Genomic DNA, 22,238 nt, shown 5'->3' with positions numbered 1-22,238 from the left:
TCGCGCGGCGCCGCTGTGCGGATCGTCACCGGGCTAACTTCATTGCCCGCCTCCTCCTCGCGCGGCGCCGCCGCGCGCATCGTCACCGGGCTAACTTCATTGCCCGCCTCCTCCTCGCGCGGCGCCGCCGCGCGCATCGTCACCGGGCTAACAAAGCAAGTGCTTGGTAGGTTAGCCTACAGGTTATGCAGGACGTCGAAGAGTTCCGGGCGCAGGTCCGCGACTGGCTCGCCGACAATCTGGTCGGCGAATTCGCGGCACTCAAGGGCCTTGGCGGGCCAGGACGCGAGCACGAGGCGTTCGAAGAACGCCGAGCCTGGAATCAGCATCTTGCGGCCGCGGGGCTGACGTGCCTGGGCTGGCCGGTGGAGCACGGCGGCCGCGGGCTGTCCACCGCGCACCGGGTTGCGTTCTACGAGGAATACGCGAAGGCCGACGCCCCGGACAAGGTCAACCACTTCGGTGAGGAGCTGCTCGGCCCTACCCTGATCGCGTTCGGCACTCCCGAACAGCAGCAGCGTTTTCTGCCGCGCATTCTCGACGTCACCGAATTGTGGTGCCAGGGCTACTCCGAGCCCGGTGCCGGTAGCGATCTGGCGAACGTCGCCACCACCGCCGAGCTCGACGGCGATCAATGGGTGATCAACGGTCAGAAGGTGTGGACGTCGCTCGCGCACTTGTCGCAGTGGTGCTTCGTGGTGGCGCGCACCGAGAAGGGTTCCAAGCGCCACGCCGGATTGTCGTATCTGCTTGTGCCGCTGGACCAACCGGGCGTGCAGGTGCGGCCGATCATCCAGATCACCGGAACCGCGGAATTCAACGAGGTGTTTTTCGACGACGCGCGCACCGACGCCTCACTGGTGGTCGGCCAGCCTGGCGACGGGTGGCGGGTCGCGATGGGCACGCTGACATTCGAACGCGGGGTCTCCACACTGGGCCAGCAGATCGTCTATGCCCGTGAGCTTTCCAATCTCGTCGCGCTTGCGCAGCGCACCGGTGCGACGGACGATCCGTCAATCCGGGAACGGTTGACTCGCGCCTGGGCGGGGCTGCGAGCGATGCGGTCGTACGCCTTGGCCACCATGGATGTCGAGCAGCCTGGTCAGGACAATGTGTCGAAGTTGTTGTGGGCCAACTGGCATCGCAGCCTGGGTGAGCTGGCCATGGACGTGATAGGCAAGCCCGGGCTGACGCTGGCCGACGGCGACTTCGACGAATGGCAGCGGCTGTACCTGTTCACCCGCGCCGACACCATTTACGGCGGCTCTAACGAGATTCAGCGCAACATCATCGCCGAGCGGGTGCTCGGAATGCCGAGGGAGGTCAAAGGGTGAGCTTGTCCGAAGCGCCGAAAGAGATTGCTGGACACGGACTTCTGGACGGAAAAGTGGTGGTGGTTACCGCCGCCGCGGGTACCGGCATCGGCTCGGCGACCGCCAGGCGTGCCCTCGCAGAGGGGGCCGACGTGCTGGTCTCCGACCACCACGAACGACGGCTGGGGGAGACCGCCGGGGAGTTGGCTGCGATGGGCCTCGGCCGGGTCGAAAGCGTGGTGTGCGACGTGACCTCCACCGCTCAGGTGGACGCGCTGATCTCCTCGGCCACAGCACGATTCGGCCGGCTGGACGTGCTGGTCAATAACGCAGGATTGGGCGGACAGACGCCGGTGGCCGACATGACCGACGACGAATGGGACCGGGTGCTGGACGTCTCACTGACCTCGGTGTTCCGCGCGACGCGGGCGGCGTTGCGGTACTTCCGGGACGCGGATCACGGCGGGGTGATCGTCAACAATGCCAGCGTGCTGGGCTGGCGGGCGCAGCACTCGCAGTCGCACTATGCCGCCGCCAAGGCCGGGGTGATGGCGTTGACACGTTGCAGCGCAATAGAAGCCGCGGAATATGGTGTTCGCATCAACGCGGTGTCGCCGAGCATCGCGCGGCACAAATTCCTGGAGAAGACGTCATCTGCGGATCTGCTGGACCGGCTGTCCTCCGACGAGGCGTTCGGGCGCGCCGCCGAACCGTGGGAGGTGGCGGCCACCATCGCCTTCCTGGCTAGCGACTACTCGAGCTACCTGACTGGCGAGGTCATTTCAGTTTCCAGCCAGCACCCCTGAAGGCTGGACCGGCAGCCGTTCACACTCACTCGACCCAGCGCTTCGAAAGTGAACCACGCGACCCTCAATCGGCGTGTCGCGTAGCGTATTTCACGCTCGGCGGGGATCAGCCGGCGACAAGTTTGAATAGCTGGCTAATGCTGAACAGTCCCGAGATGCCGGTACCGAAGTTCAACGCGCCCGTGTTCCACCCGCTGATGACACCGCTCGGAACGCCATTGATTGGACCGGTGATGCCGGTATTGAGGAAGCCCGAGAGGTAGCCGTTCTGCAAGGAACCGCCGCTGGCGCTGTTGAAGAAGCCCGAAGCATAGCCGTTTCCGCTGCCGTTCAGTGAGTTGTTAAACCCGGAGACGTACGAGCCGGTGTTGTTGAAGCCCGACTTGGTGGTGCCGGCGACGTTCGTGTCGGCTCCGACACCTGTGTTGAAGTTGCCCGAATTCCAGAACCCGGTGTTGACGTTGCCGGAGTTGCCATCGAAGGTGTTCGCAGAACCGGAGTTGTCCATGCCGGTGTTGAACGATCCGCCGTTTCCGATGCCTGTGTTGAAGCCGCCGCCGTTTCCGATGCCGGTATTGAGCTGGCCGGCGTTCCCGAATCCGGAGTTGCCAGCACCGGCATTACCGATACCGATGTTGCCGATCCCGGTATTGCCGATGCCGAAGCTCTGGATCTTGCCGACGTCGGCGGGATTGGCTATGTGGGCGCCGGAGCTGAAGAGGCCGACGTTGCCGTCGCCGGAGTTGAAGAATCCGATGTTGTTGGTGCCGGAGTTGCCGAAGCCGATGTTGCCGCTGCCCGAGTTCAGGCCGGTGAAGTGGAACTGGCCAGTGGTCCGGTCGAAGTAGGCGTTGCCGATGCCGGTCAGGTTGTTGCCGGTGAGTCCGAAGCCGACGTTGTTGTTGCCGCTGTTACCGGCGCCCCAGTTTCCGGCACCGGTGTTGGCCAGTCCGACGTTGTTGTTGCCGCTGTTAGCCAGGCCGATGTTGCCTCCGACGCTGCCCGAGTTCCCGAAGCCGACGTTCTTGTCGCCGAGGTTGCCCAGGCCGTAGTTTCCGTTGCCGATATTTCCGCTGCCGACGTTGTTGTTGCCGAGATTGCCGCCGCCGAAATTGGAGTTGCCCTTATTTCCGTTGCCGATGTTGCTGTCGCCGGTGTTGCCGCTGCCCAGGTTGCCGCCGCCCTTATTGCCGATACCCACGTTGGGGCTGGTCGAAGCGGCACCGAGGGCCTGGCCGATGCCGGGCAGGTTCTGCAGGGTGCTCTGCCAGGAGGACAGTTGTGCGGCCGCTGCCGAGGCGCCGGCGTGGTAGTTGGCCAGCGCGGTGACATCAGCGGCCCAGAATTCGTTGTAGACGCCTTCGAGTGAGGCGATGATGTGGCTGTTGAGGCCAAAGAAGTTGGTGCGGGCGGCCAGGACGAAGGCGTTGCGGTTGGCCAGGACTTCCATCGGGTGGATGGTGGCGGCTTGGGCTTCTTCGAAAGCTGCGGCGACGGCGCTGGCGCCGCGGGAGGCGCTGTGGGCTTGCTGGGCCGCGGCTTGCAGGAACGACGAATAGGGTACGGCCGTGCGAGCCATGGCCAGCGCTGCCGGACCTTGCCAGGCCTGACTGGCAAGGTTTGACGTCACCGAGGCAAACGACTGTGCTGCGGTCTCAAGCTCTTCACCCAACCCGGTCCAGGATGCCGCGGCGGTCAGCATCGGTGCGGAGCCCGCACCGTTGAACATCCGCCAGGAGTTGACCTCAGGTGGAAAACAAAAGAAGCTCACCGCACCGACCTCCACTTACCTTTCGCTCGAGACCGAGCGAGACCCGACGCCAGAGAACATACGACGCCGCGTCGGAGTTGATATGCGGTTTCGCGGAATTCGGTTTGAGCGGCGTGCGGTTTGCTTGCGGCCGCCTACATACGACGACGCCGGGGCCGCCGCGCTTTCGGCGCGGGGATGGCGACAACGCCTCATTTCCAGTGCCGAATTGCCCGCTCGAGGTGACTTACGATTAGCTACATGCTCACGATGCGGCTAAGCCCGTCCGTGGCCGTCCAATGGGGGAATTCGATTGGTTGGTTAACCGTGTAGGAGGGGTTGTTCGTGAACTATGGGCCGGGTCCACATCCGTGGGGCCAACCCCCCAATCCAGCAGATGGCGCGACCCAGGCCGCGTGGCTGCCGCCAGCCGCAACACCTCCACCGCAGCCGGGGTGGCCCGGGCAGGGGAATCCGCCCCCGCATGGCTACCAGGGTTGGCCGTCGGGCCCCTCGATGGCTGGCGGCCAATTCAGTCCGCCGCCCGGCGTGCCGGGGCAACCCAATCGGAAGCCTCTGATCATCGGCCTGAGCGTCGCCGCCGCCGGCATCCTGGTGGTGATCGTCGTCGTGGCGGTCGTCTCGTTCACCGGCGCCGGCAAATCGGGCAGCGCGGGAGACGCCGTCCGTGGATACCTCGAAGCGCTTGCCAAGGGTGACGCGGCGGCGGCGCTGAGTTACAGCAGCGATCAGCCCGGATCGAAGGATTTCCTCACCGACGAGGTCCTCAAGAAGCAGATCGCCCAGTGGCCTATCACCGAAATCAAGATCCTTAGTGACAGCGGCGCGTTTTCCTTCGGGCAGGTGCACGTCTCGGCCAAGTTCGGCGACAACGTTTCCGATGTCACGTTGTCTGTGCAGAAGTCTGGCAAGGATTGGAAGCTGGACCACGGTGCGATCAAGGTGGAAACCGTGAGCGTGACCGAGAACAAGGCTCGGGATAGCTTGACGTTCTTCGGAAGTTCGGTCGGGAAGTCGCCGCTGTACGTGTTCCCCGGATACGTGGAGGTGGGCAGCACCAACGCGAACGTGGCGGTCAAACTCAAGAAGCCATTCTTACTCGACAGTCTTTCCGGCGGAAGCTATTTCAACGACGTGGAGTACACGTTGAGTGACAGCGGGCAGTCGGCGATCATGTCGGCGATATCGGCGAGTTTGGCGGACTGCACCAGGTCCACCCAGCTGGCACCACCCAACTGCCCACAGCATGCCTACGACTCGGAGATTGTCGACGGCAGCGTTGTCTGGGGCCAACCGGATTTGAGCGGGTTGAAGGTGTCGTTTTTCGACGAGTACCGCCTGGAGGCCAGGGTGATGGGCGACGTGGTGTTTCCATTGACCGCACGGACGAAATCTGGCGGTACCAAGACGGGCGAAGTCCGCGCCTATGTGAGTGCGAAGGCCGATGTCTCGCAGAGCCCGCCGGTTGTCACCATGCGCTGACCGCGCAGACCGGTGGGGCCCGTTCGCCGAGCAAGCGCTTGGTTGATACCCTGAGCAGGTGGAGCGAGTGGCCGGTCAGGCTAACAGCCGCCGAGACGAGTTGCTGGAACTCGCCGCGGTGATGTTCGCCGAGCGCGGCCTGCGCGCCACCACCGTGCGCGACATCGCCGATGGTGCGGGCATCCTCTCGGGCAGCCTTTATCACCACTTCTCCTCCAAGGAGGAGATGGTCGACGAGCTACTGCGCGGCTTCCTGGACTGGTTGTTCGCGCGCTATCGCGAGATCGTCGACAGCGAACCCAACCCGCTGGAACGGCTCAAGGGCCTGTTCATGGCGTCCTTCGAGGCGATTGAAAACCGGCACGCTCAGGTCGTCATCTACCAGGACGAGGCGCAGCGGCTGTCGTCGCAGCCGCGGTTCGCCTATGTCGAAGAACTGAACAAACAGCAGCGGAAGATGTGGTTGGACGTCTTGCACCAGGGCATCGAGGAGGGATATTTCCGCTCCGATCTCGACGTCGACCTGGTCTACCGCTTCATCCGCGACACCACCTGGGTGTCGGTGCGGTGGTATCAGCCCGGGGGGCCGCTGACCGCGCAGCAAGTGGGCCAGAAATACCTCGCCATTGTTTTGGGCGGAATCCACAAAGAAGGAGTTTGAAATGCCGGAGGCGTACATCGTCGACGCTGTGCGTACCGCGGTTGGCAAGCGCGGCGGCGCGTTGGCTGGGATCCACCCGGTGGACCTGGGCGCGCTTGGATGGCGGGGACTTTTCGACCGCAACGACGTCGACCCGGGCGCCGTCGACGACGTGATCGCCGGGTGCGTCGACGCCATCGGCGGTCAGGCCGGCAACATCGCCCGACTGTCCTGGCTGGCCGCGGGTTTTCCGGAAGAGGTGCCCGGCGTCACCGTCGATCGGCAGTGTGGTTCCAGCCAGCAGGCCATTTCTTTTGGCGCACAAGCGATCATGTCCGGCACGGCGGACCTGATCGTGGCCGGCGGGATGCAGAACATGAGCCAGATTCCGATCTCCTCGGCGATGATCGTCGGCGAGCAGTTTGGATTCACTTCGCCCACAAACGAATCCAAGCAGTGGTTACACCGTTACGGCGATCAGGAGATCTCGCAGTTCCGCGGTTCGGAGTTGATCGCCGAGAAATGGAACCTGTCCCGAGAGGAGATGGAGCAGTATTCACTGGCTAGTCACGAGCGGGCTTTCGCCGCGATACGGGGGGGCAACTTCGACAACGAAATCCTCACTGTTGAAACGGAAACCGGACCATTCCGAGTGGACGAAGGTCCGCGCGAGTCCTCGCTCGAGAAACTGGCCGGTCTGAAAACTTTGGTCGAGGGCGGCCGGCTGACGGCAGCCATGGCCAGCCAGATCTCCGACGGCGCGTCGGCAGTATTGTTGGCTTCCGATCAGGCCGTCAAGGACCATGGGCTGACCCCCCGCGCGCGTATTCACCACATCAGCACGCGGGGCGCCGACCCGGTGTTCATGCTCACCGGTCCCATCCCCGCCACCCGTTACGCGTTGGAGAAGACGGGTTTGTCGATCGACGAAATCGATACGGTGGAAATCAACGAGGCGTTCGCGCCGGTGGTTATGGCTTGGCTCAAGGAGATCAAGGCCGACCCGGAGAAGGTCAACCCGTCCGGCGGAGCGATCGCGCTCGGACACCCGCTGGGTGCGACCGGGGCGAAGTTGTTCACCACGATGCTGAATACGTTGGAGCGCACCGGCGGCCGATACGGGCTGCAAACGATGTGTGAAGGTGGCGGCACCGCCAACGTCACGATCATCGAGCGGCTTTAGTCGCTGCGCCGCAGCGGCGGGGTGAGACGCGGCCTGGCCCGCGGCGCTATGGGCTGTTGATAAGCGACGGCCGGTTGCTGTTGAGCGGTGAGAGCATGCGCGGATGGATTGGCCATTTCTCGGTACCGAGGCGCTGGCTGCGCGCCAGCACGCCTCACCGTGCACTCCGCCACTTTGGCGTCCGACGAGATCCTCATCGTCGAAAGGATGGCGACAACCAGCCCGGCGCGCACCATCTTTGACATCGGGCGGCGAACCGTCGATCGGCTGCACGCGATCCAGCGACTGGATGCTCTGGCGAATGCGACCGATGTCAAGATCGCCGACGTGGAGGCGCTGATCGCTCAACACCCCGGCACCCGGGGACTGGTCCGGCTCAGACGGGTGCTGCCGATTGTCGACGCCGGCGCGGAATCACCGCACGAGTCTCGGCTCCGGTTGGTGCTGATCGACGCCCGCTTACGCGGCGATGCACGCCGCCGGATGGCGTGAATCATCGCCGACCGTGAATCTGGCGACGCTGAATCAGTGTGTTGCGCAGTAGCATTCACATTGGGCGGCAAGGGGCGGGCGCCGACGAAGGCGCTGGCCGGGGAGGGCCGGGTAGGGCCAGCTTCGGTGCTGACTCACCGGGATCGGGCAACGCGTGGTGCGTGGCGGGGCCCGGAGCCGCGCGATCAATCTCGACGGTTGCCATAGCTGGGTTGGCGTAGTCCAGTTGACAAACGCGGCTATTCCACCAGCGAAGCTGCCTTTTGCAAATGTGTGATCGCCTCGGAAACAATTGACTCGATCAACTCGGCGCACGATGGCAGGTCGTCCAGGATTCCGGCCACCTGACCCGACGCCAGCACCCCGGCGTCGGTGTTGCCTTCGACCAGGCCGGCCTTGAGCAGCATCGGGGTGTTGGCCGCCATCACCACCTGCGACCAGGTCAGCTCCTTGCCGTGCCGCATGGCCAGCCCGTCCTGGATCATCGAACGCCAACTCATCCCAGACATGTGCTTGAACTTGCCGGCGTTACGCACCGCAGCGCTCAAACCTCTTATCGGAGAGCCGTTTTCCAGCTTCTCCACCAGGCCGGTGCGCAGCACCCGGTGGGGCATGCCGTCGACTCGGGTGGTCACCACGGTGCCGTCCAGTGCGGCGTCCAGGTAGCGCTGCTTGACCGCGTCGGGCACCGTGGAATCCGAGGTGAGCAGGAAGCGGGTCCCCATTGCCACCCCTGCCGCGCCATAAGATAACGCGGCGGCCAGTCCACGGCCGTCGAAGAAGCCACCGGCGGCGATCACCGGGATTCCGGTCCCCTGCACGGCGTCCAGTACGGACGGCAACAACAGTGTGGTCGCGACGGGCCCGGTGTGGCCGCCGCCCTCGCCACCCTGCACGATCATCGCGTCGGCGCCCCAGGCGGCGACCTTGCGGGCGTGTTTTGCCGCGCCGATCGACGGAATCACCACCGCACCAGCCTCTTTGAGTCGGGCAATCAGTTCCTGCTTGGGGGCCATGGCGAACGAGGCCACCTTGACGCCCGCACGGATCATCAGTTCGACGCGATCGCTGGCGTCGGCGGCGTCGGCGCGGATGTTCACGCCGAACGGTTTGTCGGTCGCGGCCTTGACCTTGCCGATGGCCGTCGCCAACTCATCCAGTGTCATGGTGGCCGCGGCCAGGATGCCCAGCCCTCCCGCATTGGCAGTCGCCGACACGAGCCGTGCACCGGCCACCCAACCCATCCCGGTCTGCACCACCGGATGCTCGATGCCGACCAGCTCGGTCAATGGCGTCTTGAGCCTCACTGGCGGATCTCTCTGTCGCGTAATGCTTTCGGGTCGATGACGTCGCGGATCAGCTGCAGCTCGGCGTCGGTCGGTAGCCTGGTTTCAGCGGCCTCGTCGAGTCCGTGGATCTCGAACGACGTGGCCTCGCGGACCTCGTCGGCGGCGACGCCGGGATGCAGCGACAGTGCCCGCATGGTCCCGTCCGGACCACCGAAGTCGAACACGCCGAGGTTGGAGATCACCCGGTAGACGTTGACGAATCGGAACGCCGGGTTGTCGTGGTCGACCTTGTCGTAGCCGATGCCGCAGACGATGTCGACTTCGTCGGTGAACACCCGCTTGGAATGGTTACCCACCCAGTAGCTGGTCGCGTGGTTGATGGTATTGCCCGGCGAGCCGCGGAGGCCGAACATCTGTCGGGTCGGCTGTTGCAGCGGGCCGAACGCCGAAATGTTCTGATTGCCGTAGCGGTCAACCTGATTGGCGCCCATCACCACGTGCCTGCGCCCCCAGGCCAGGGTCTCGAAGACCCGGCCGAACGGCATCCAGCCCTCGATGGCGCCGGTTTGGCCGAGCGCCGGGGTGTCGGCCAGCAGTTGGGCCTCCCCGTCGGTCAACAGGATGTCGGGGGAGAAAGAGAGCCGTGCCAGTCGGGCTCCGACGGATGCCATATTTGTCATCGGGCTGACCATGATTTCGCCTGCATCGCGGAACAATTCGGCGCAGGCGACCGCGCAAACCTCTGCCCGGGTGCTCACTTGACTGCCTCCTCACCGAACTTGCGTACGGCGGCCTGGTAGTCGTCCTCGCTGCCGGCCAAATAGGTCTGCACGAACTGCGCCCAACCCTCTTCAGTGGACGCGGCCTCGGCGTAATGGCGCTGGAACTTCTCGTCGCGACCGTAACTTGGTGCGGCCGTGGTGAAGTGCGCCCCACCCGGTGCCTCGACGACGCCGTCAACCATCATCCGGTTGATCAGCAGCGCCTGCGGGGGCACGGATTTGACGAGTTCCCCGGTGGGCACGACGCGCTCCACCGACAGGAATCTCTTTTCGGCGGCCATCAGGTAGAGGTCGTCGAAGTAAGGATCGATGCCGGTGTAGGCCGCATTGCCCTGGGCGTCACCGAGATTGAGATGTGCAAACGCTACGTCAAGTTTCAGGGCCGGCATGGCGATCAGGGTCTCGTATCCGTCGCCGGTGGGGTAGGGGGAGGTAACGGTCTGTAGCTCACCTTGCCAGAAGTCGAGCACGGAGCTGCCCAGCCCGGCGCGAATCGGCAGGAACGGCAATCTCTGGGCGGCTGCCTGCAGGCCGCAGCGCAGCATGCCTTCGTCCATTTCCCGGGCCTCGATGGTGCCGGTGGTGCGGGCCTTGGCGAACCACGGGTCGTAGAAGGGCGGCGAGTCCAGTGACACGAATCCGTAGTAGACCCGCTTGACTTTGCCGGCCGAGCACAACAGACCGAGGTCGGGGCCACCGTAGGTGACGACGGTCAGGTCGGTGACGTCGGTCCGTAGCAGGGCACGCACGAACGCCATCGGCTTGCGTCGCGATCCCCATCCGGCGATGCCGATGGTCATGCCGCTCGCGACGCTGGCGACTGCGTCGTCGAGGGTGGTCAGCTTGTTGCTCACTTCTTGCCCTTCTCGGTGCCGGCGAACGCGTCGCGGTGCTCATCGGCCACCCCGGCCAGGTTCAGCTCGAACGTAAAGCCTTGCTCCATGCGGTAACTCGAGTTGACCCGCTGCACGTCGATGAGGTTCAAGGCTTCCTTGGCGGCACGGATGACGCGGGTGTCCTTGGCGGCAATGTCGCGGGCCACCCGCAGTGCGGCTTCGTCGAGCTGATCGCGTGGCACCACCTCGTGCACCGAGCCGAAGTGGTGCAGGGTGGCGGCGTCCACAGTGGCGGCGGTAAAGAACAGCCGCCGCATCAGGTGTTGCGGCACCAGTCGGGACAGGTGGGTAGCCGCACCGAGTGCGCCGCGTTCCACCTCTGGTAGGCCGAACGTGGCGTCGTCGGAGGCGACGATCACGTCGGAGTTGCCGACCAGGCCGATTCCGCCGCCCACACAGAATCCGTTGACCGCCGCGATCACGGGCACCGCGCATTCGTACACCGCGCGGAACGCGGCGAAGCAGCCGCGGTTCGCGTCAATCAATGCGGTGAACCCTTCGGTGCGCTGCATTTCTTTGATGTCCACGCCGGCGTTGAAGCCGCGGCCTTCGGCCCGCAGGATCACTGCGTGGGTGGTCGGGTTGGCGCCGGCTGCGGTGATGGTGTCGGCGAGTTCGAACCAGCCCTTGGAGGGAATGGCGTTGACCGGCGGATAGTCGACCGTGACGGCGACGATGCCGGGTTCGAGTGTGTTGGAGCTGATGGTCATGGCACTTCCTGCTGGGGGTAGTTACCTAAGCAAGCACTTGCTTGGTACGCTAGCACAGTGACCCAATCGGACTCAGCGCACCCGAACACCGACGGCCTCAACTTCGGCCTGGCTGGGCGGGTGGTGCTGGTGACGGGTGGTGTCCGTGGCGTCGGCGCCGGCATCAGCTCGGTTTTCGCTGGGCAGGGCGCGACGGTGATCGCCTGCGCGCGCCGCTCGGTCGAGGGTTTTCCGCATGAGTTCCACAGCTGCGACGTTCGTGACGAACAAGCCGTGCAATCCATGATCCACTCGATCGTCGAGCGGCACGGCAAGCTCGACGTCGTGGTCAACAATGCCGGCGGCTCGCCTTATGTGCTGACCGCAGAGTCCAGCCCGAAATTCAACCGCAAGATCATCGAACTCAATCTGATTGGCGGCCTGCTGGTTTCGCAGTGTGCCAACGAGAAGATGCAAGCGCAGCCCCGGGGCGGGTCGATCGTGAACATCTGCAGCCTCAGTGGCCGGCGGCCGAGCCCGGGCACCGCGGCGTACGGCGCGGCTAAAGCCGGCCTGGAGAGCCTTACCGAGACCCTGGCGGTCGAATGGGGACCGAAGGTGCGGGTGAACGCATGTGTGGTCGGCATGGTCGAAACCGAACAGGCCGACCTCTTTTACGGCGACGCCGAGTCGATCGCCGCGATCTCCAAGAACGTGCCACTGGGCCGATTGGCCAAACCGGACGACATCGGTTGGGCCGCGGCATTCTTGGCCTCCGACGCGGCTTGCTACATCAGCGGGGCCACCTTGGAGGTACATGGTGGCGGTGAACCGCCGCACTATCTGGCCACGACGAACGCGAGCGCGATCAAGTAGAGGAGACGAGGAAATATGGGTGTGGTTGACGGCCGAGTAGTTATCGTCACCGGAGCGGGCCGCGGCATCGGCCGCGCGCACGCCTTGGCTTTCGCGGCTGAAGGTGCACGGGTGGTGGTCAACGACATCGGTGTGGGCCTGGATGGGTCCGCCGGCGAAAGCCCGGCCCAACAGGTGGTTGACGAGATCAAAGCTGCGGGCGGCGAGGCCGTTGCCAATGGTGACGACGTCGCCGACTGGACGGGTGCGCAGAATCTGATCGAGACCGCGGTGGACAGCTTCGGCGGCCTGGATGTGCTGGTGAACAACGCCGGCTTCATCCGCGACCGAATGTTGGCCAATACCAGCGAAAGTGAGTGGGACGCCGTGATCCGCGTCCACCTCAAGGGCCATTTCGCGACATTGCGGCATGCGGCTGGGTACTGGCGTCGACAGATCAAGGGCGGCAGCGTCGGGCCGGACGACCTGAATGCGCGCATCATCAACACCAGCTCGGGCGCCGGCCTGCAGGGCAGCGTCGGGCAGGGCAACTATTCGGCCGCCAAGGCCGGGATCGCCGCACTGACCCTGGTCGGTGCCGCCGAACTCGGGCGTTACGGCATCACCGTCAACGCCATCGCGCCGGCCGCTCGCACACGGATGACCGAAGCGGTGTTCGCCGAAACGATGGCTGCCCCCGAGGACGGCGGCTTCGACGCGATGGCGCCGGAAAACGTTTCCCCGCTGGTGGTTTGGCTGGGCAGCGTCGAATCCCGTGCGGTAACAGGGAAGGTCTTCGAGGTGGAGGCGGGCCTGATCCGGGTAGCCGAGGGCTGGGCGCGCGGACCACAGATTGACAAAGGCGCGCGCTGGGATCCGGCCGAATTGGGCCCCGTCGTCAGCGACCTGCTGGCCAAGTCGCGCCCACCGGTGCCGGTCTACGGCGCGGGTGCCTGAGAGCGGTTCCTAGTCCCGGTCAGGATCGGCGGACGGCTTCCAGGCTCATCTCGACGAAGTCGAGTCGCCACAGCGACTGAAACAACATGCGGCCGAAGTTCTCGTACAGACCCAGCTTGAAGCTGTCGGTCTCGTTGCGTCCGACGGCGGCGGCGATCTCACGGATGGTGCGTTGCCCGTTGACGTGCTGGACGTAGGGCAACTCGGCGGCGTTGAGCGTCGTGCTCCATTGCGGCCGCGAGAGCTCGGCCCCCGAAAGCCCGCATGCGAACCGCATCCGTGGCACGTAGTCCAAAGCGTCTGGCGACGAAAAGTCAATGGTATAGCTGCTTTTCGGTCGATCCGGATGGGCGGCGACGAAGAAGTGACACGAATTCGAGGTGCGCAGCTTCTCCAACAGCGACCACATCTTGCGCTCCGGCAAGGCGCTCATGATCTCGTAGAATTCCGTCGCCGGCGACGACAGGCTGCCGATGTCGTGCGGGTAGTACGGGGCGTTGTGAAACCACCGCTGGAACACCAACCCCGCCGAGCCGACCAGGTCGATGCAGTCATCGGTGGTGAAGCTGCGGTCGCGGCCGTGCAGGCACGTATCGACAAGCCCCGCATCGTAATACAGGTCCGGGGCGGTGTCCCGATACACAAGAAACGGATGGTTGGGGTCGAGCATCGAGATCGTCTCGTTCACCACCCGGATCCCGTCCTCGTCCTGTTGCAATCCCAGGTCTCGAAAGACCGACTGCAACAGTTCGACTCCGATGCGGCCATACCGCGCATACAGCATCAGGCCGACAGCACCGCCCGGGCGCAGGCAATCGGCCAATGCCTTCATGCCCAGCGCGGGATCGGCCAGATGGTGCACTACGCCCGTCGACATGATGAAGTCGAAATCGAGGCCCAGCGAAGCCACCTCTTCGATGGGTAGCTGGTGCAATTCAAGATTCGACAGCCCGTGCCGGTCCTTCAGGTACTGCTCGTGGTCCAGCGATCGCTGGCTGACGTCGATAGCCACGACCCGGGCCGCGCGGTTGTTGTAGGCGATGATCGCCGCCTGGTTGCTGCCGCAGCCCGCAATCAGGATGTCCATGTCGGGCTTGTATTCGCGGTCCGGCCAGAACTGCAGGAAGGCGTGGCTCGGGTCAAACCACTGCCAACCGTCGACAAGCCAGGCAGTGATGTCCTGGATCGGTTCTGGGTACGTCCACTTTTCGTACTGATTGGAGACGACGTCGTTCAGTCGATCGTTCATAGCTGCTAAGGGTCGCAGACCACAATCGGAATCGTGCGGCTGGTCCAGGATTGGTAGTCCTCGAAGGCCGGGTACATCTGCACCAGCTGTGGCCAGTACTGGTCGCGCTCGGCGTCGGTGGCGTCGCGCGCGGTCAGATCGAGTTCTTCCTTCTTGATTTGCACCTTCACCGCCGGGTTGGCCTTGAGGTTGAGGTACCACATCGGGTTCTTTTCGGAACCGCCGCGCGACGCCACCAGGATCACGCGGTCGCCGTCGCGCAGATAGAGCAGCGGGCTGACGCGGGGCTCACCGGTCTTGCGGCCGATGGTGGTCAGCAGCGCAACCGGGCTGTTCTGGAACGTACTGCCCATGCCCTCACCGCCGTTGCGGCGGTACATCCAGGTGTTCAGCCGCGCCATCCACTTCATGAAGAAGTCGGTGAACGGCGAATTCAGAAACCGGGGGCGGGATTTCGGCATCAGGGCTCCTTGATCGGTTGCGGCTGGCCCGACCTGTGCAACGCGAGGGTTACCTGCCTGCGATTTCAGACGGGTGATTTCACAGTGTGGTCACGCTCGCGGTAGCCGTGGCTCGCAAGTCAGATGCGTTCGATGATGGTCCCGGTCGACAAGGCACCCCCGGCGCACATGGTGATCAGCGCGGTGCTCTTGTCGGTCCGCTCCAATTCGTGCAGGGCGGTGGTGATCAGCCGACTGCCGGTGCTGCCCACTGGGTGTCCCAATGCGATCGCGCCGCCGTTGACGTTCACGCGGTCCATGTCGGGCCCGTGGACCCGCGCCCAGGACAGCACCACCGACGCGAACGCCTCGTTGATCTCGACGATGTCGATGTCGCCCATCTTCATGCCGGCCTTCTCCAACACCTTGGCCGTCGACTGCACCGGCCCGTCAAGGTGGTAGTAGGGCTCGGCGCCGACGTTGGCCTGGCTGATAATCCGGGCCCGTGGTTTGAGCCCCAGCGCTTTGGCCTTGTCTTCGTCCATCCAGAGCACCGCGGCCGCGCCGTCGGAAATCTGCGACGACGTGCCGGCGGTGTGGATCCCGCCCTCCATCACTGGCTTGAGCTGGCTCAGACCCTCGAGGGTGGTCTCGCGCAGGCCCTGGTCGCGACTGACGGGTGCCCGCTCGGCGGTGGGCCGCTTGTTCTCGTCGATCACCGGCGCCACGATCGGGGAGATCTCGCGTTCGAAGCGATTTTCGTCCCAGGCGCGCCTGGCCTTGAGCTGCGACTCGAAGCCGAGCTGGTCGATGTCCGCACGGGTGATGCCGCGCCGCTTGGCGATCCGCTCGGCCGCTTCGAACTGGTTGGGCAAGTCGATGTCCCACGATTCGGCGCGGATGAGCGCGCGGTCGGGGCCCGCGTTGGCGCCCAGCCCCACCCGGCTCATGGCCTCGACGCCGCAGGCGATGCCGATGTCGATAGCCCCAGCTGCGATCAGGCCGGCGATCAGGTGGTTGGCCTGCTGGCCGCTGCCGCACTGGCAGTCGACGGTGGTGGCGCCGACGTGCTCGGGCAGGCCGGCCGTCAGCCAAGCCACCCGACTTATGTTGTTGGACTGCTCGCCGTACTGGGTCACGCATCCGCCGATCACCTGCTCGACGTCGCCCGCGTCGATGCCCGCCTTGTCGACCAGTGCCTTCTGTACCGCTCCCAGCAGTTCGGTGGCGTGCAGTCCTGACAGCCATCCATTGCGCTTACCGATCGCACTGCGAGTGGCTTCGACGATTACCGGGTTACCCATGGAGCCAGGCTAGAACACGTTTCATTACTATGACAAGCGAGGATGCCTTAGCGCCTTTTGTCTGCGGTGGAGGCATGTTTTACTGGCACTAGACCACGTCGCAATTTAGGAGATCACCCTAATGGCACCCCCGAATATTCCGGCCGACTACGACTTCCTCGACCCCGACATCAACCTGGCCGGACTTCCCGTGGCGGAGTTGGCCCAGCTGCGCAAGTCCGAACCGATTCACTGGGTCGCCGTGCCCGATGGTTGCGGAGGCTTCGAGGACCACGGCTACTGGTTGCTCACCAAGCACGCCGACGTCAAGGAGGTGTCGCGCCGCAGCGACGACTTCTCCAGCTGGGAGAACGGCGCCATCCCGACCTGGCCCAAGGAGATGACGCGCGAGACCGTCGAGTTGCAGCGCAACGTCATGCTCAACATGGACGCCCCGCACCACACCCGGTTGCGCAAGATCATCTCCCGCGGATTCACCCCGCGCGCGATCGGCCGGCTGGAGGAGGAGCTCAAGCAGCGCGCTCAGAATATCGCCAAGACCGCGGCCTCCATGGGGGCCGGTGACTTCGTCGAGCAGGTGTCGTGCGAGCTGCCGCTACAGGCGATCGCGGGCCTGCTGGGGGTGCCGCAGGACGACCGCGACAAGCTGTTCCGCTGGTCGAACGAGATGACCGGCGGCGAGGACCCCGAGTACGCCGATATCGACCCGGCGCAGTCGTCGCTGGAACTGATCACCTACGCGATGGCGATGGCCGAGGAACGGACGAAGAACCCGACCGAAGACATCGTCACTGCCCTGATTCAGGCCGACATTGACGGGGAGAAGCTCTCGGACGACGAATTCGGCTTTTTCGTCATCATGCTCGCTGTCGCCGGCAATGAGACCACCCGCAACTCGATCACCCACGGCATGATTGCCTTTGCGAGCAATCCGGATCAGTGGGAGCTGTACAAGAAGGAACGCCCGTCGACAGCGGCCGACGAAATCGTGCGCTGGGCGACGCCGGTGAGCGCATTCCAGCGCACCGCCAACAAAGACATCGAGCTGGGTGGCGTGCTGATCAAGAAGGGTCAGCGAGTGGTGATGTCTTACCGCTCAGCCAATTTCGACGAGGACGTCTTTGAAGACCCCTACACGTTCAACATCCTGCGTGACCCCAACCCGCACGTCGGTTTTGGCGGCACCGGCGCGCACTACTGCATCGGCGCCAACCTGGCGCGGATGACGATCAACCTGATATTCAACGCGGTGGCCGATCACATGCCGGACCTCAAACCGCTCTCGGAGCCCGAACGCCTGCGGTCCGGGTGGCTCAACGGCATCAAGCACTGGCAGGTCGACTACTCGGGCAGCGCCCCGGTGACGTCCTGATGGACTTCGAACTCACCGCGACGCAGCAGGCCGTCGCCGATGTCGTCACGTCCGTCATGGACCGCGATCCGACTTGGAAAGCCTTGGCCGACGGAGGAGTTGCGGCATTGCCAATACCCGAACGGATCGGCGGCGACGGTGTGGGCCTGCCCGAGGTGGGCACCGTGCTGACCGAAATCGGTCGGTACGGCGCGATCACCCCAGCCCTGGCGACGCTGGGTTCCGCGGTGCTGCCCCTGCTAGATCTGGCGTCCGAGGAACAGCAGGACCGGTTCCTGGCTGGGGTCCCCAAGGGCTCGGTACTGACCGCAGCAATCAACGAGCCCGGCGCGGCGCTGCCCGATCGGCCCTCGGTCGCATTCCGCGGCGGCCGGCTATCGGGTGTGAAAGTTGGTGTCGGATACGCCGATTCGGCCGACTGGATGTTGGTGACGGCCGACAACGCAGTGGTGGTGGTGTCGCCGAAGGCCGACGGGGTGGCGCTGGTTCGCACGCCGACCTCCAACGGTTCCGAGGAATACACCGTAACGTTCTCGGACGTGGCCGTGCCGGACTCCGATGTGCTGGCCGGTGCGTCGGCGTCGCGGGTGAATCAGTTGGTGTTGGCCGCGATCGGCGCCTACGCCGACGGGCTGGTGGCCGGTGCACTGCGGCTGACCGCCGACTACGTCGCGGGGCGCAAACAGTTCGGCAAGCCGTTGTCGACCTTCCAGACGGTGGCTGCGCAGCTGGCCGAGGTGTACATCGCTTCGCGCACCATCGACTTGGCAGCCAAGTCGGTGATCTGGCGGCTGTCCGAAGGTCGCGACGCCGCAAATGATCTGGACGTCCTCGGGTACTGGCTGGCGTCACAAGCGCCGCCGGTGATGCAGATCTGCCATCACCTGCACGGCGGTATGGGGATGGACATCACCTATCCGATGCACCGGTATTACTCGACGATCAAGGATCTGACCCGGCTGCTGGGTGGACCCTCGCATCGTCTTGGCTTGGTGGGAGCTCCGTAATGTTCATTGACCTGACTCCCGAGCAGCGGCAGCTGCAGGCGGAGCTTCGCGAATACTTCTCGAACCTAATCTCCTCTGACGAGGCGAAGGCGATGGAGTCCGACCGGCACAACGAGGCCTACCGCGCGGTGATCCGCCGGATGGGCAAGGACGGCAAGCTCGGGGTAGGCTGGCCGAAAGAATTCGGCGGCTTGGGTTTTGGCCCCATCGAACAGTCCATCTTCGTCAACGAGGCGCATCGCGCCGACGTACCCCTGCCCGCGGTGACGTTGCAGACCGTCGGACCCACCCTGCAGCAATTCGGCAGTGACCTGCAGAAGAAGAAGTTCTTACCCGCGATCCTGGCCGGCGAGGTGCACTTCGCGATCGGATACACCGAACCGGACGCCGGCACCGACCTGGCGTCGTTGCGGACCACCGCGGTGCGCCAAGGAGACGAGTACATCGTCAACGGCCAGAAGATCTTCACCACTGGTGCCCACGATGCCGACTACATCTGGCTAGCCTGCCGGACCGACCCGGAAGCCGTTAAGCACAAAGGCATTTCGATCCTGATCGTCGACACCAAGGACCCCGGCTACTCCTGGACGCCGATCATCCTGTCCGACGGTGCCCACCACACCAACGCCACTTACTACAACGACGTACGGGTGCCGGCCGACATGTTGGTCGGCGAGGAGAACGGCGGCTGGCGGCTGATCACCACGCAGCTCAACAACGAACGGGTGATGCTGGGCCCGGCCGGACGCACCGCGGGCATCTACGACCGCGTGCACGACTGGGCGTCCAAGCCCGGCGGCAACGGCGTCACCCCGATCGACCACGACGACGTCAAACGTGCACTGGGTGAGATCTATTCGCTCTGGCGAATCAACGAACTGCTGAACTGGCAGGTGGCCGCGGCCGGTGAAGACATCAACGTCGCCGATGCGGCGTCGACGAAAGTATTTGGCACCGAGAAGATTCAGTACATCGGACGGCTCGCCGAGGAGATCGTCGGCAAGTACGGCAATCCGGCCGAGCCCCAGACCGCCGAGCTGCTGGAGTGGCTCGACTCTCAGACCAAGCGCAACCTGGTGATTACCTTCGGTGGCGGCGTCAACGAAGTCATGCGGGAGATGATCGCCGCGTCCGGGTTGAAGGTGCCGAGGGTTCCTCGATGACCGACATCCAGGCAGCCGTCGCGGAAATCGTCGCGGCCGGCGGTCCCAAGCCGCGCACCGGGCGCGACCCGGTGAATCAGCCGATGATCAATAACTGGGTGGAAGCACTCGGTGACCGCAACCCGATCTACGTTGACGAGGACGCCGCGCGTGCGGCCGGGCACCCGGGACTGGTAGCCCCGCCGGCGATGATCCAGGTGTGGACTATGTTCGGCCTGGGTGGGGAGCGTCCGAGCGACGACCCCATGGGCCCGATGATGGAATTGTTCGACAACAACGGCTACATCGGCGTGGTCGCGACCAACTGCGAACAGACCTACCACCGCTACCTGCGGCCTGGCGAGCAGGTCACCATCCACTCGGAGATGCGAGACGTGGTAGGGCCCAAGCGGACCGCGCTCGGTGAAGGATTCTTCATCAACCAGCACATCGTCTGGCGGGTGGGAGATGAGGATGTCGCCGAAATGGAGTGGCGCATCCTCAAATTCCGGCCAGCCGACAGCGATTCAGCTGCGAGCGGCTCGGTGCCCGAGGACCTCGATGCCGACGCCATGATGCGACCCTCGTCGTCGCGGGACACCGCGTTCTTCTGGGAGGGCGTCAAGGCACACGAGTTGCGGATCCAGAAGCTGGCCGACGGTACGCTGCAGCACCCGCCGGTGCCGGCGCTGTGGCAGGACCCTGCCGCGCCGATCGACTACGCCGTGTCCAGCGGGCGGGGCACGGTGTTCAGCTTCGTGGTGCACCACGCACCCAAGGTTCCCGGTCGCACACTGCCGTTCGTGATTGCGTTGGTGGAGTTGGAGGAAGGGGTGCGGATGCTCGGCGAGTTGCGCGGTATCGACCCGGAGGCCGTGCAGATCGGCACGCCGGTGCGGGTCACGTATATCGACTTCCCCGCCGGGGACAGCGGCCCGGAATGGACCCTCTATGCGTGGGAGCCGGACGCATGAGTGCGCCCACCGCTGAAGTCGGTACCCAGCTGCCGGAGCTCAAGCTTTACGGCGATCCCACCTTTATCATCTCAACAGCCCTGGCCACCAGGGACTTTCAGGACGTGCACCACGATCGGGACAAGGCAGTCGCGAAGGGCTCGAAGGATATCTTCGTCAACATCCTCACCGACACCGGACTGGTGCAGCGCTTCATCACCGACTGGGCCGGGCCGTCGGCGCGGATCAAGTCGATCGGGTTGCGGCTCGGGGTGCCGTGGTACGCCTACGACACGGTGACCTTCACCGGCGAGGTGACCGCAGTCGAGGATGGTCTGATCACGGTGAAAGTGTTGGGTGCCAACAGTCTTGGCAACCACGTCATTGCCACGGTGACGCTGACGATGGGGGATGTGTAGATGTCGGCCGGTTTACTGAGTGGTCGTGCTGCCATCGTCGGGATCGGCGCCACCGACTTCTCCAAGAACTCCGGCCGCTCCGAGCTGAGGCTGGCCGCGGAGGCCGTGCTGGATGCACTCGAGGATGCCGGACTGTCGCCCTCCGATGTCGACGGTCTGACCACGTTTACGATGGACACCAACACTGAGGTGGCGGTGGCGCGTGCGGCAGGCATCGGGGATCTGAAGTTCTTCTCCAAGATCCACTACGGAGGCGGCGCGGCCTGCGCGACCGTGCAGCAGGCGGCGATCGCGGTGGCGACCGGGGTCGCCGACTGTGTGGTGGCTTATCGGGCGTTCAACGAACGCTCCGGGATGCGATTCGGTCAGGTGCAGACCAGGCTCGTGGGAAGCGGTGGGGATCAAGCGGATTCGACCACCGCTGACAATTCCTTCTCCTACCCACACGGCCTCTCCACTCCGGCTGCCCAAGTGGCCATGATCGCGCGGCGCTACATGCACATGTCCGGGGCGACCAGCCGGGACTTCGGTGCCATCTCGGTGGCTGACCGCAAGCACGCCGCCAAGAATCCGAAGGCGTACTTCTACCAGAAGCCGATAACCATTGAGGACCACCAAAATTCACGGTGGATCGCCGAGCCGCTGCGGCTGCTGGACTGCTGCCAGGAGACTGACGGTGCGGTGGCGATCGTGGTGACATCGGCTGAGCGGGCGCGCGACCTCAAGCACCGCCCGGCCGTCATCGAGGCGGCGGCACAGGGCTCGAGCCCGGACCAGTACACCATGGTCAGCTACTACCGGCCCGAACTCGGTTTGCCCGAGATGGGACTGGTGGGTCGACAGTTGTGGGAGCAGTCGGGTTTGACCCCGACCGACATCCAGACCGCCGTGCTCTACGACCACTTCACGCCGTTCACGTTGATTCAGTTGGAGGAGTTGGGTTTCTGTGGCCGCGGCGAGGCCAAGGACTACATCGCCGAGGGTGCGATCGAGATCGGCGGCAGGTTGCCCATCAACACCCACGGCGGGCAACTCGGTGAGGCCTACATCCACGGCATGAATGGAATTGCCGAGGGGGTAAGGCAGTTGCGCGGGACCTCGGTGAACCCGGTGCCCGACGTCGAGCATGTGTTGGTCACGGCTGGGACAGGTGTGCCGACGTCGGGCCTGATCCTCGGCTGAGTTCTTGGCTTCTGG

The 22,238-nt window shown here is 64.6% G+C and carries 21 protein-coding genes and 2 pseudogenes; 14 read left to right on the top strand and 9 right to left on the bottom strand.

The features are described from left to right. Window positions 1-185: 185 nt before the first annotated feature. The gene (gene ipdE1 / locus H0P51_RS25760) at window positions 186-1,334 is read left to right on the top strand and encodes an acyl-CoA dehydrogenase IpdE1 (RefSeq protein ID WP_180915621.1); all 1,149 of its coding nucleotides are present in this window, start codon (window positions 186-188) and stop codon (window positions 1,332-1,334) included. Next, window positions 1,331-2,119 (top strand): (5R,7aS)-5-hydroxy-7a-methyl-1-oxo-2,3,5,6,7,7a-hexahydro-1H-indene-carboxyl-CoA reductase, encoded by a 789-nt coding sequence (gene ipdF / locus H0P51_RS25755; protein ID WP_180915620.1) that lies wholly within the window; start codon window positions 1,331-1,333, stop codon window positions 2,117-2,119. The genes ipdE1 and ipdF overlap by 4 nt, the downstream gene beginning before the upstream one ends. A gap of 106 nt (window positions 2,120-2,225) precedes the next feature. Here the strand turns inward: ipdF and H0P51_RS25750 are convergent, their stop codons facing one another. Further along, complete coding sequence (locus H0P51_RS25750; protein ID WP_180919231.1) at window positions 2,226-3,848, bottom strand: PPE family protein; 1,623 nt, start codon at window positions 3,846-3,848, stop codon at window positions 2,226-2,228. 366 nt (window positions 3,849-4,214) lie between these two features. On the opposite strand from H0P51_RS25750, the gene H0P51_RS25745 reads away from it, so the two are divergent. From H0P51_RS25745 to H0P51_RS25730, 4 genes and pseudogenes are all read left to right on the top strand, one after another. Next, window positions 4,215-5,372, top strand: a complete 1,158-nt coding sequence (locus H0P51_RS25745; RefSeq protein WP_180915619.1) for a DUF4878 domain-containing protein — start codon at window positions 4,215-4,217, stop codon at window positions 5,370-5,372. A gap of 58 nt (window positions 5,373-5,430) precedes the next feature. Next, window positions 5,431-6,033, top strand: a complete 603-nt coding sequence (kstR2, locus tag H0P51_RS25740; protein ID WP_180915618.1) for a TetR family transcriptional regulator KstR2 — start codon at window positions 5,431-5,433, stop codon at window positions 6,031-6,033. A 1-nt stretch (window position 6,034) separates the two neighbouring features. After that, window positions 6,035-7,195 carry a steroid 3-ketoacyl-CoA thiolase FadA6 gene (fadA6, locus tag H0P51_RS25735; RefSeq protein ID WP_180915617.1) on the top strand — a complete coding sequence of 387 codons (1,161 nt, stop codon included), beginning with the start codon at window positions 6,035-6,037 and terminating at the stop codon, window positions 7,193-7,195. A gap of 144 nt (window positions 7,196-7,339) precedes the next feature. Further along, window positions 7,340-7,657 (top strand): annotated as a pseudogene (locus H0P51_RS25730) (hypothetical protein); the annotation flags it as partial. 139 nt (window positions 7,658-7,796) lie between these two features. Here H0P51_RS25730 and H0P51_RS29305 read toward each other — a convergent pair. The 5 genes and pseudogenes from H0P51_RS29305 to echA20 form a co-directional block, all read right to left on the bottom strand. Continuing rightward, window positions 7,797-7,892: pseudogene (locus H0P51_RS29305) on the bottom strand (hypothetical protein); the annotation flags it as partial. 34 nt (window positions 7,893-7,926) lie between these two features. Then, the gene (gene ipdC, locus H0P51_RS25725) at window positions 7,927-8,994 is read right to left on the bottom strand and encodes a (3aS,4S,5R,7aS)-5-hydroxy-7a-methyl-1-oxo-octahydro-1H-indene-4-carboxyl-CoA dehydrogenase (protein WP_180915615.1); all 1,068 of its coding nucleotides are present in this window, start codon (window positions 8,992-8,994) and stop codon (window positions 7,927-7,929) included. Further along, complete coding sequence (gene ipdB / locus H0P51_RS25720; protein WP_180915614.1) at window positions 8,991-9,734, bottom strand: cholesterol ring-cleaving hydrolase subunit IpdB; 744 nt, start codon at window positions 9,732-9,734, stop codon at window positions 8,991-8,993. Before ipdB ends, ipdC begins: the two co-directional genes overlap by 4 nt. Next, window positions 9,731-10,558 (bottom strand): cholesterol ring-cleaving hydrolase subunit IpdA, encoded by an 828-nt coding sequence (gene ipdA / locus H0P51_RS25715; protein WP_425489095.1) that lies wholly within the window; start codon window positions 10,556-10,558, stop codon window positions 9,731-9,733. The genes ipdB and ipdA overlap by 4 nt, the downstream gene beginning before the upstream one ends. A gap of 50 nt (window positions 10,559-10,608) precedes the next feature. Continuing rightward, the gene (gene echA20 / locus H0P51_RS25710) at window positions 10,609-11,364 is read right to left on the bottom strand and encodes a (7aS)-7a-methyl-1,5-dioxo-2,3,5,6,7,7a-hexahydro-1H-indene-carboxyl-CoA hydrolase (RefSeq protein WP_180915612.1); all 756 of its coding nucleotides are present in this window, start codon (window positions 11,362-11,364) and stop codon (window positions 10,609-10,611) included. A 57-nt stretch (window positions 11,365-11,421) separates the two neighbouring features. On the opposite strand from echA20, the gene H0P51_RS25705 reads away from it, so the two are divergent. Together H0P51_RS25705 and H0P51_RS25700 are read left to right on the top strand one after the other, a co-directional pair. Then, on the top strand, window positions 11,422-12,219 hold the full coding sequence (locus tag H0P51_RS25705) for an SDR family oxidoreductase (RefSeq protein WP_180915611.1): 798 nt from the start codon (window positions 11,422-11,424) through the stop codon (window positions 12,217-12,219). A 15-nt stretch (window positions 12,220-12,234) separates the two neighbouring features. Further along, a complete protein-coding gene (locus tag H0P51_RS25700) occupies window positions 12,235-13,155 on the top strand; it encodes an SDR family oxidoreductase (RefSeq protein WP_180915610.1) in 921 nt (306 codons plus the stop codon). Window positions 13,156-13,174: 19 nt separating this feature from the next. Here the strand turns inward: H0P51_RS25700 and H0P51_RS25695 are convergent, their stop codons facing one another. The 3 genes from H0P51_RS25695 to H0P51_RS25685 form a co-directional block, all read right to left on the bottom strand. Next, window positions 13,175-14,404: a class I SAM-dependent methyltransferase gene (locus H0P51_RS25695; protein WP_180915609.1), complete on the bottom strand. Its 1,230-nt coding sequence runs from the start codon at window positions 14,402-14,404 to the stop codon at window positions 13,175-13,177. A 5-nt stretch (window positions 14,405-14,409) separates the two neighbouring features. Then, window positions 14,410-14,865: a nitroreductase family deazaflavin-dependent oxidoreductase gene (locus H0P51_RS25690; protein WP_180915608.1), complete on the bottom strand. Its 456-nt coding sequence runs from the start codon at window positions 14,863-14,865 to the stop codon at window positions 14,410-14,412. Window positions 14,866-14,984: 119 nt separating this feature from the next. Then, window positions 14,985-16,148, bottom strand: coding sequence for a steroid 3-ketoacyl-CoA thiolase (locus H0P51_RS25685; protein WP_180915607.1), 1,164 nt, complete (start codon window positions 16,146-16,148; stop codon window positions 14,985-14,987). 121 nt (window positions 16,149-16,269) lie between these two features. Between H0P51_RS25685 and H0P51_RS25680 the strand changes: the two genes are divergently transcribed. Genes H0P51_RS25680 through H0P51_RS25655 form a run of 6 tightly spaced genes read left to right on the top strand, consistent with a single transcriptional unit; the run spans window position 16,270 to window position 22,223 of the window. Beyond that, on the top strand, window positions 16,270-17,520 hold the full coding sequence (locus H0P51_RS25680; protein WP_180915606.1) for a cytochrome P450: 1,251 nt from the start codon (window positions 16,270-16,272) through the stop codon (window positions 17,518-17,520). After that, window positions 17,520-18,527 carry an acyl-CoA dehydrogenase family protein gene (locus H0P51_RS25675; RefSeq protein WP_180915605.1) on the top strand — a complete coding sequence of 336 codons (1,008 nt, stop codon included), beginning with the start codon at window positions 17,520-17,522 and terminating at the stop codon, window positions 18,525-18,527. The genes H0P51_RS25680 and H0P51_RS25675 overlap by 1 nt, the downstream gene beginning before the upstream one ends. Then, window positions 18,527-19,690, top strand: a complete 1,164-nt coding sequence (fadE29, locus tag H0P51_RS25670) for an acyl-CoA dehydrogenase FadE29 (protein ID WP_180915604.1) — start codon at window positions 18,527-18,529, stop codon at window positions 19,688-19,690. Before H0P51_RS25675 ends, fadE29 begins: the two co-directional genes overlap by 1 nt. Continuing rightward, window positions 19,687-20,643 carry a bifunctional MaoC family dehydratase N-terminal/OB-fold nucleic acid binding domain-containing protein gene (locus H0P51_RS25665; RefSeq protein WP_180915603.1) on the top strand — a complete coding sequence of 319 codons (957 nt, stop codon included), beginning with the start codon at window positions 19,687-19,689 and terminating at the stop codon, window positions 20,641-20,643. The genes fadE29 and H0P51_RS25665 overlap by 4 nt, the downstream gene beginning before the upstream one ends. Continuing rightward, on the top strand, window positions 20,640-21,041 hold the full coding sequence (locus H0P51_RS25660; RefSeq protein ID WP_180915602.1) for a MaoC family dehydratase: 402 nt from the start codon (window positions 20,640-20,642) through the stop codon (window positions 21,039-21,041). Before H0P51_RS25665 ends, H0P51_RS25660 begins: the two co-directional genes overlap by 4 nt. Then, on the top strand, window positions 21,042-22,223 hold the full coding sequence (locus H0P51_RS25655) for a lipid-transfer protein (RefSeq protein ID WP_180915601.1): 1,182 nt from the start codon (window positions 21,042-21,044) through the stop codon (window positions 22,221-22,223). The last annotated feature ends 15 nt before the right edge of the window (window positions 22,224-22,238 follow it).

The sequence above is a fragment of the Mycobacterium vicinigordonae genome (assembly GCF_013466425.1).
GTDB lineage: Bacteria > Actinomycetota > Actinomycetes > Mycobacteriales > Mycobacteriaceae > Mycobacterium > Mycobacterium vicinigordonae.
This window is presented reverse-complemented; position numbering and strand designations above follow the sequence as displayed.

Bases quoted from the DNA above. Each gene is read 5' to 3' on its own strand.
- ipdE1 (WP_180915621.1), top strand. From the start codon at position 186: ATGCAGGACGTCGAAGAGTTCCGGGCGCAGGTCCGCGACTGGCTCGCC.
- H0P51_RS25750 (WP_180919231.1), bottom strand. From the start codon at position 3,848: ATGTTCAACGGTGCGGGCTCCGCACCGATGCTGACCGCCGCGGCATCC.
- fadA6 (WP_180915617.1), top strand. From the start codon at position 6,035: ATGCCGGAGGCGTACATCGTCGACGCTGTGCGTACCGCGGTTGGCAAG.
- ipdA (WP_425489095.1), bottom strand. From the start codon at position 10,558: ATGACCATCGGCATCGCCGGATGGGGATCGCGACGCAAGCCGATGGCG.
- echA20 (WP_180915612.1), bottom strand. From the start codon at position 11,364: ATGACCATCAGCTCCAACACACTCGAACCCGGCATCGTCGCCGTCACG.
- H0P51_RS25700 (WP_180915610.1), top strand. From the start codon at position 12,235: ATGGGTGTGGTTGACGGCCGAGTAGTTATCGTCACCGGAGCGGGCCGC.
- H0P51_RS25695 (WP_180915609.1), bottom strand. From the start codon at position 14,404: ATGAACGATCGACTGAACGACGTCGTCTCCAATCAGTACGAAAAGTGG.
- H0P51_RS25690 (WP_180915608.1), bottom strand. From the start codon at position 14,865: ATGCCGAAATCCCGCCCCCGGTTTCTGAATTCGCCGTTCACCGACTTC.
- H0P51_RS25685 (WP_180915607.1), bottom strand. From the start codon at position 16,148: ATGGGTAACCCGGTAATCGTCGAAGCCACTCGCAGTGCGATCGGTAAG.
- H0P51_RS25680 (WP_180915606.1), top strand. From the start codon at position 16,270: ATGGCACCCCCGAATATTCCGGCCGACTACGACTTCCTCGACCCCGAC.
- H0P51_RS25675 (WP_180915605.1), top strand. From the start codon at position 17,520: ATGGACTTCGAACTCACCGCGACGCAGCAGGCCGTCGCCGATGTCGTC.
- fadE29 (WP_180915604.1), top strand. From the start codon at position 18,527: ATGTTCATTGACCTGACTCCCGAGCAGCGGCAGCTGCAGGCGGAGCTT.
- H0P51_RS25665 (WP_180915603.1), top strand. From the start codon at position 19,687: ATGACCGACATCCAGGCAGCCGTCGCGGAAATCGTCGCGGCCGGCGGT.
- H0P51_RS25660 (WP_180915602.1), top strand. From the start codon at position 20,640: ATGAGTGCGCCCACCGCTGAAGTCGGTACCCAGCTGCCGGAGCTCAAG.
- H0P51_RS25655 (WP_180915601.1), top strand. From the start codon at position 21,042: ATGTCGGCCGGTTTACTGAGTGGTCGTGCTGCCATCGTCGGGATCGGC.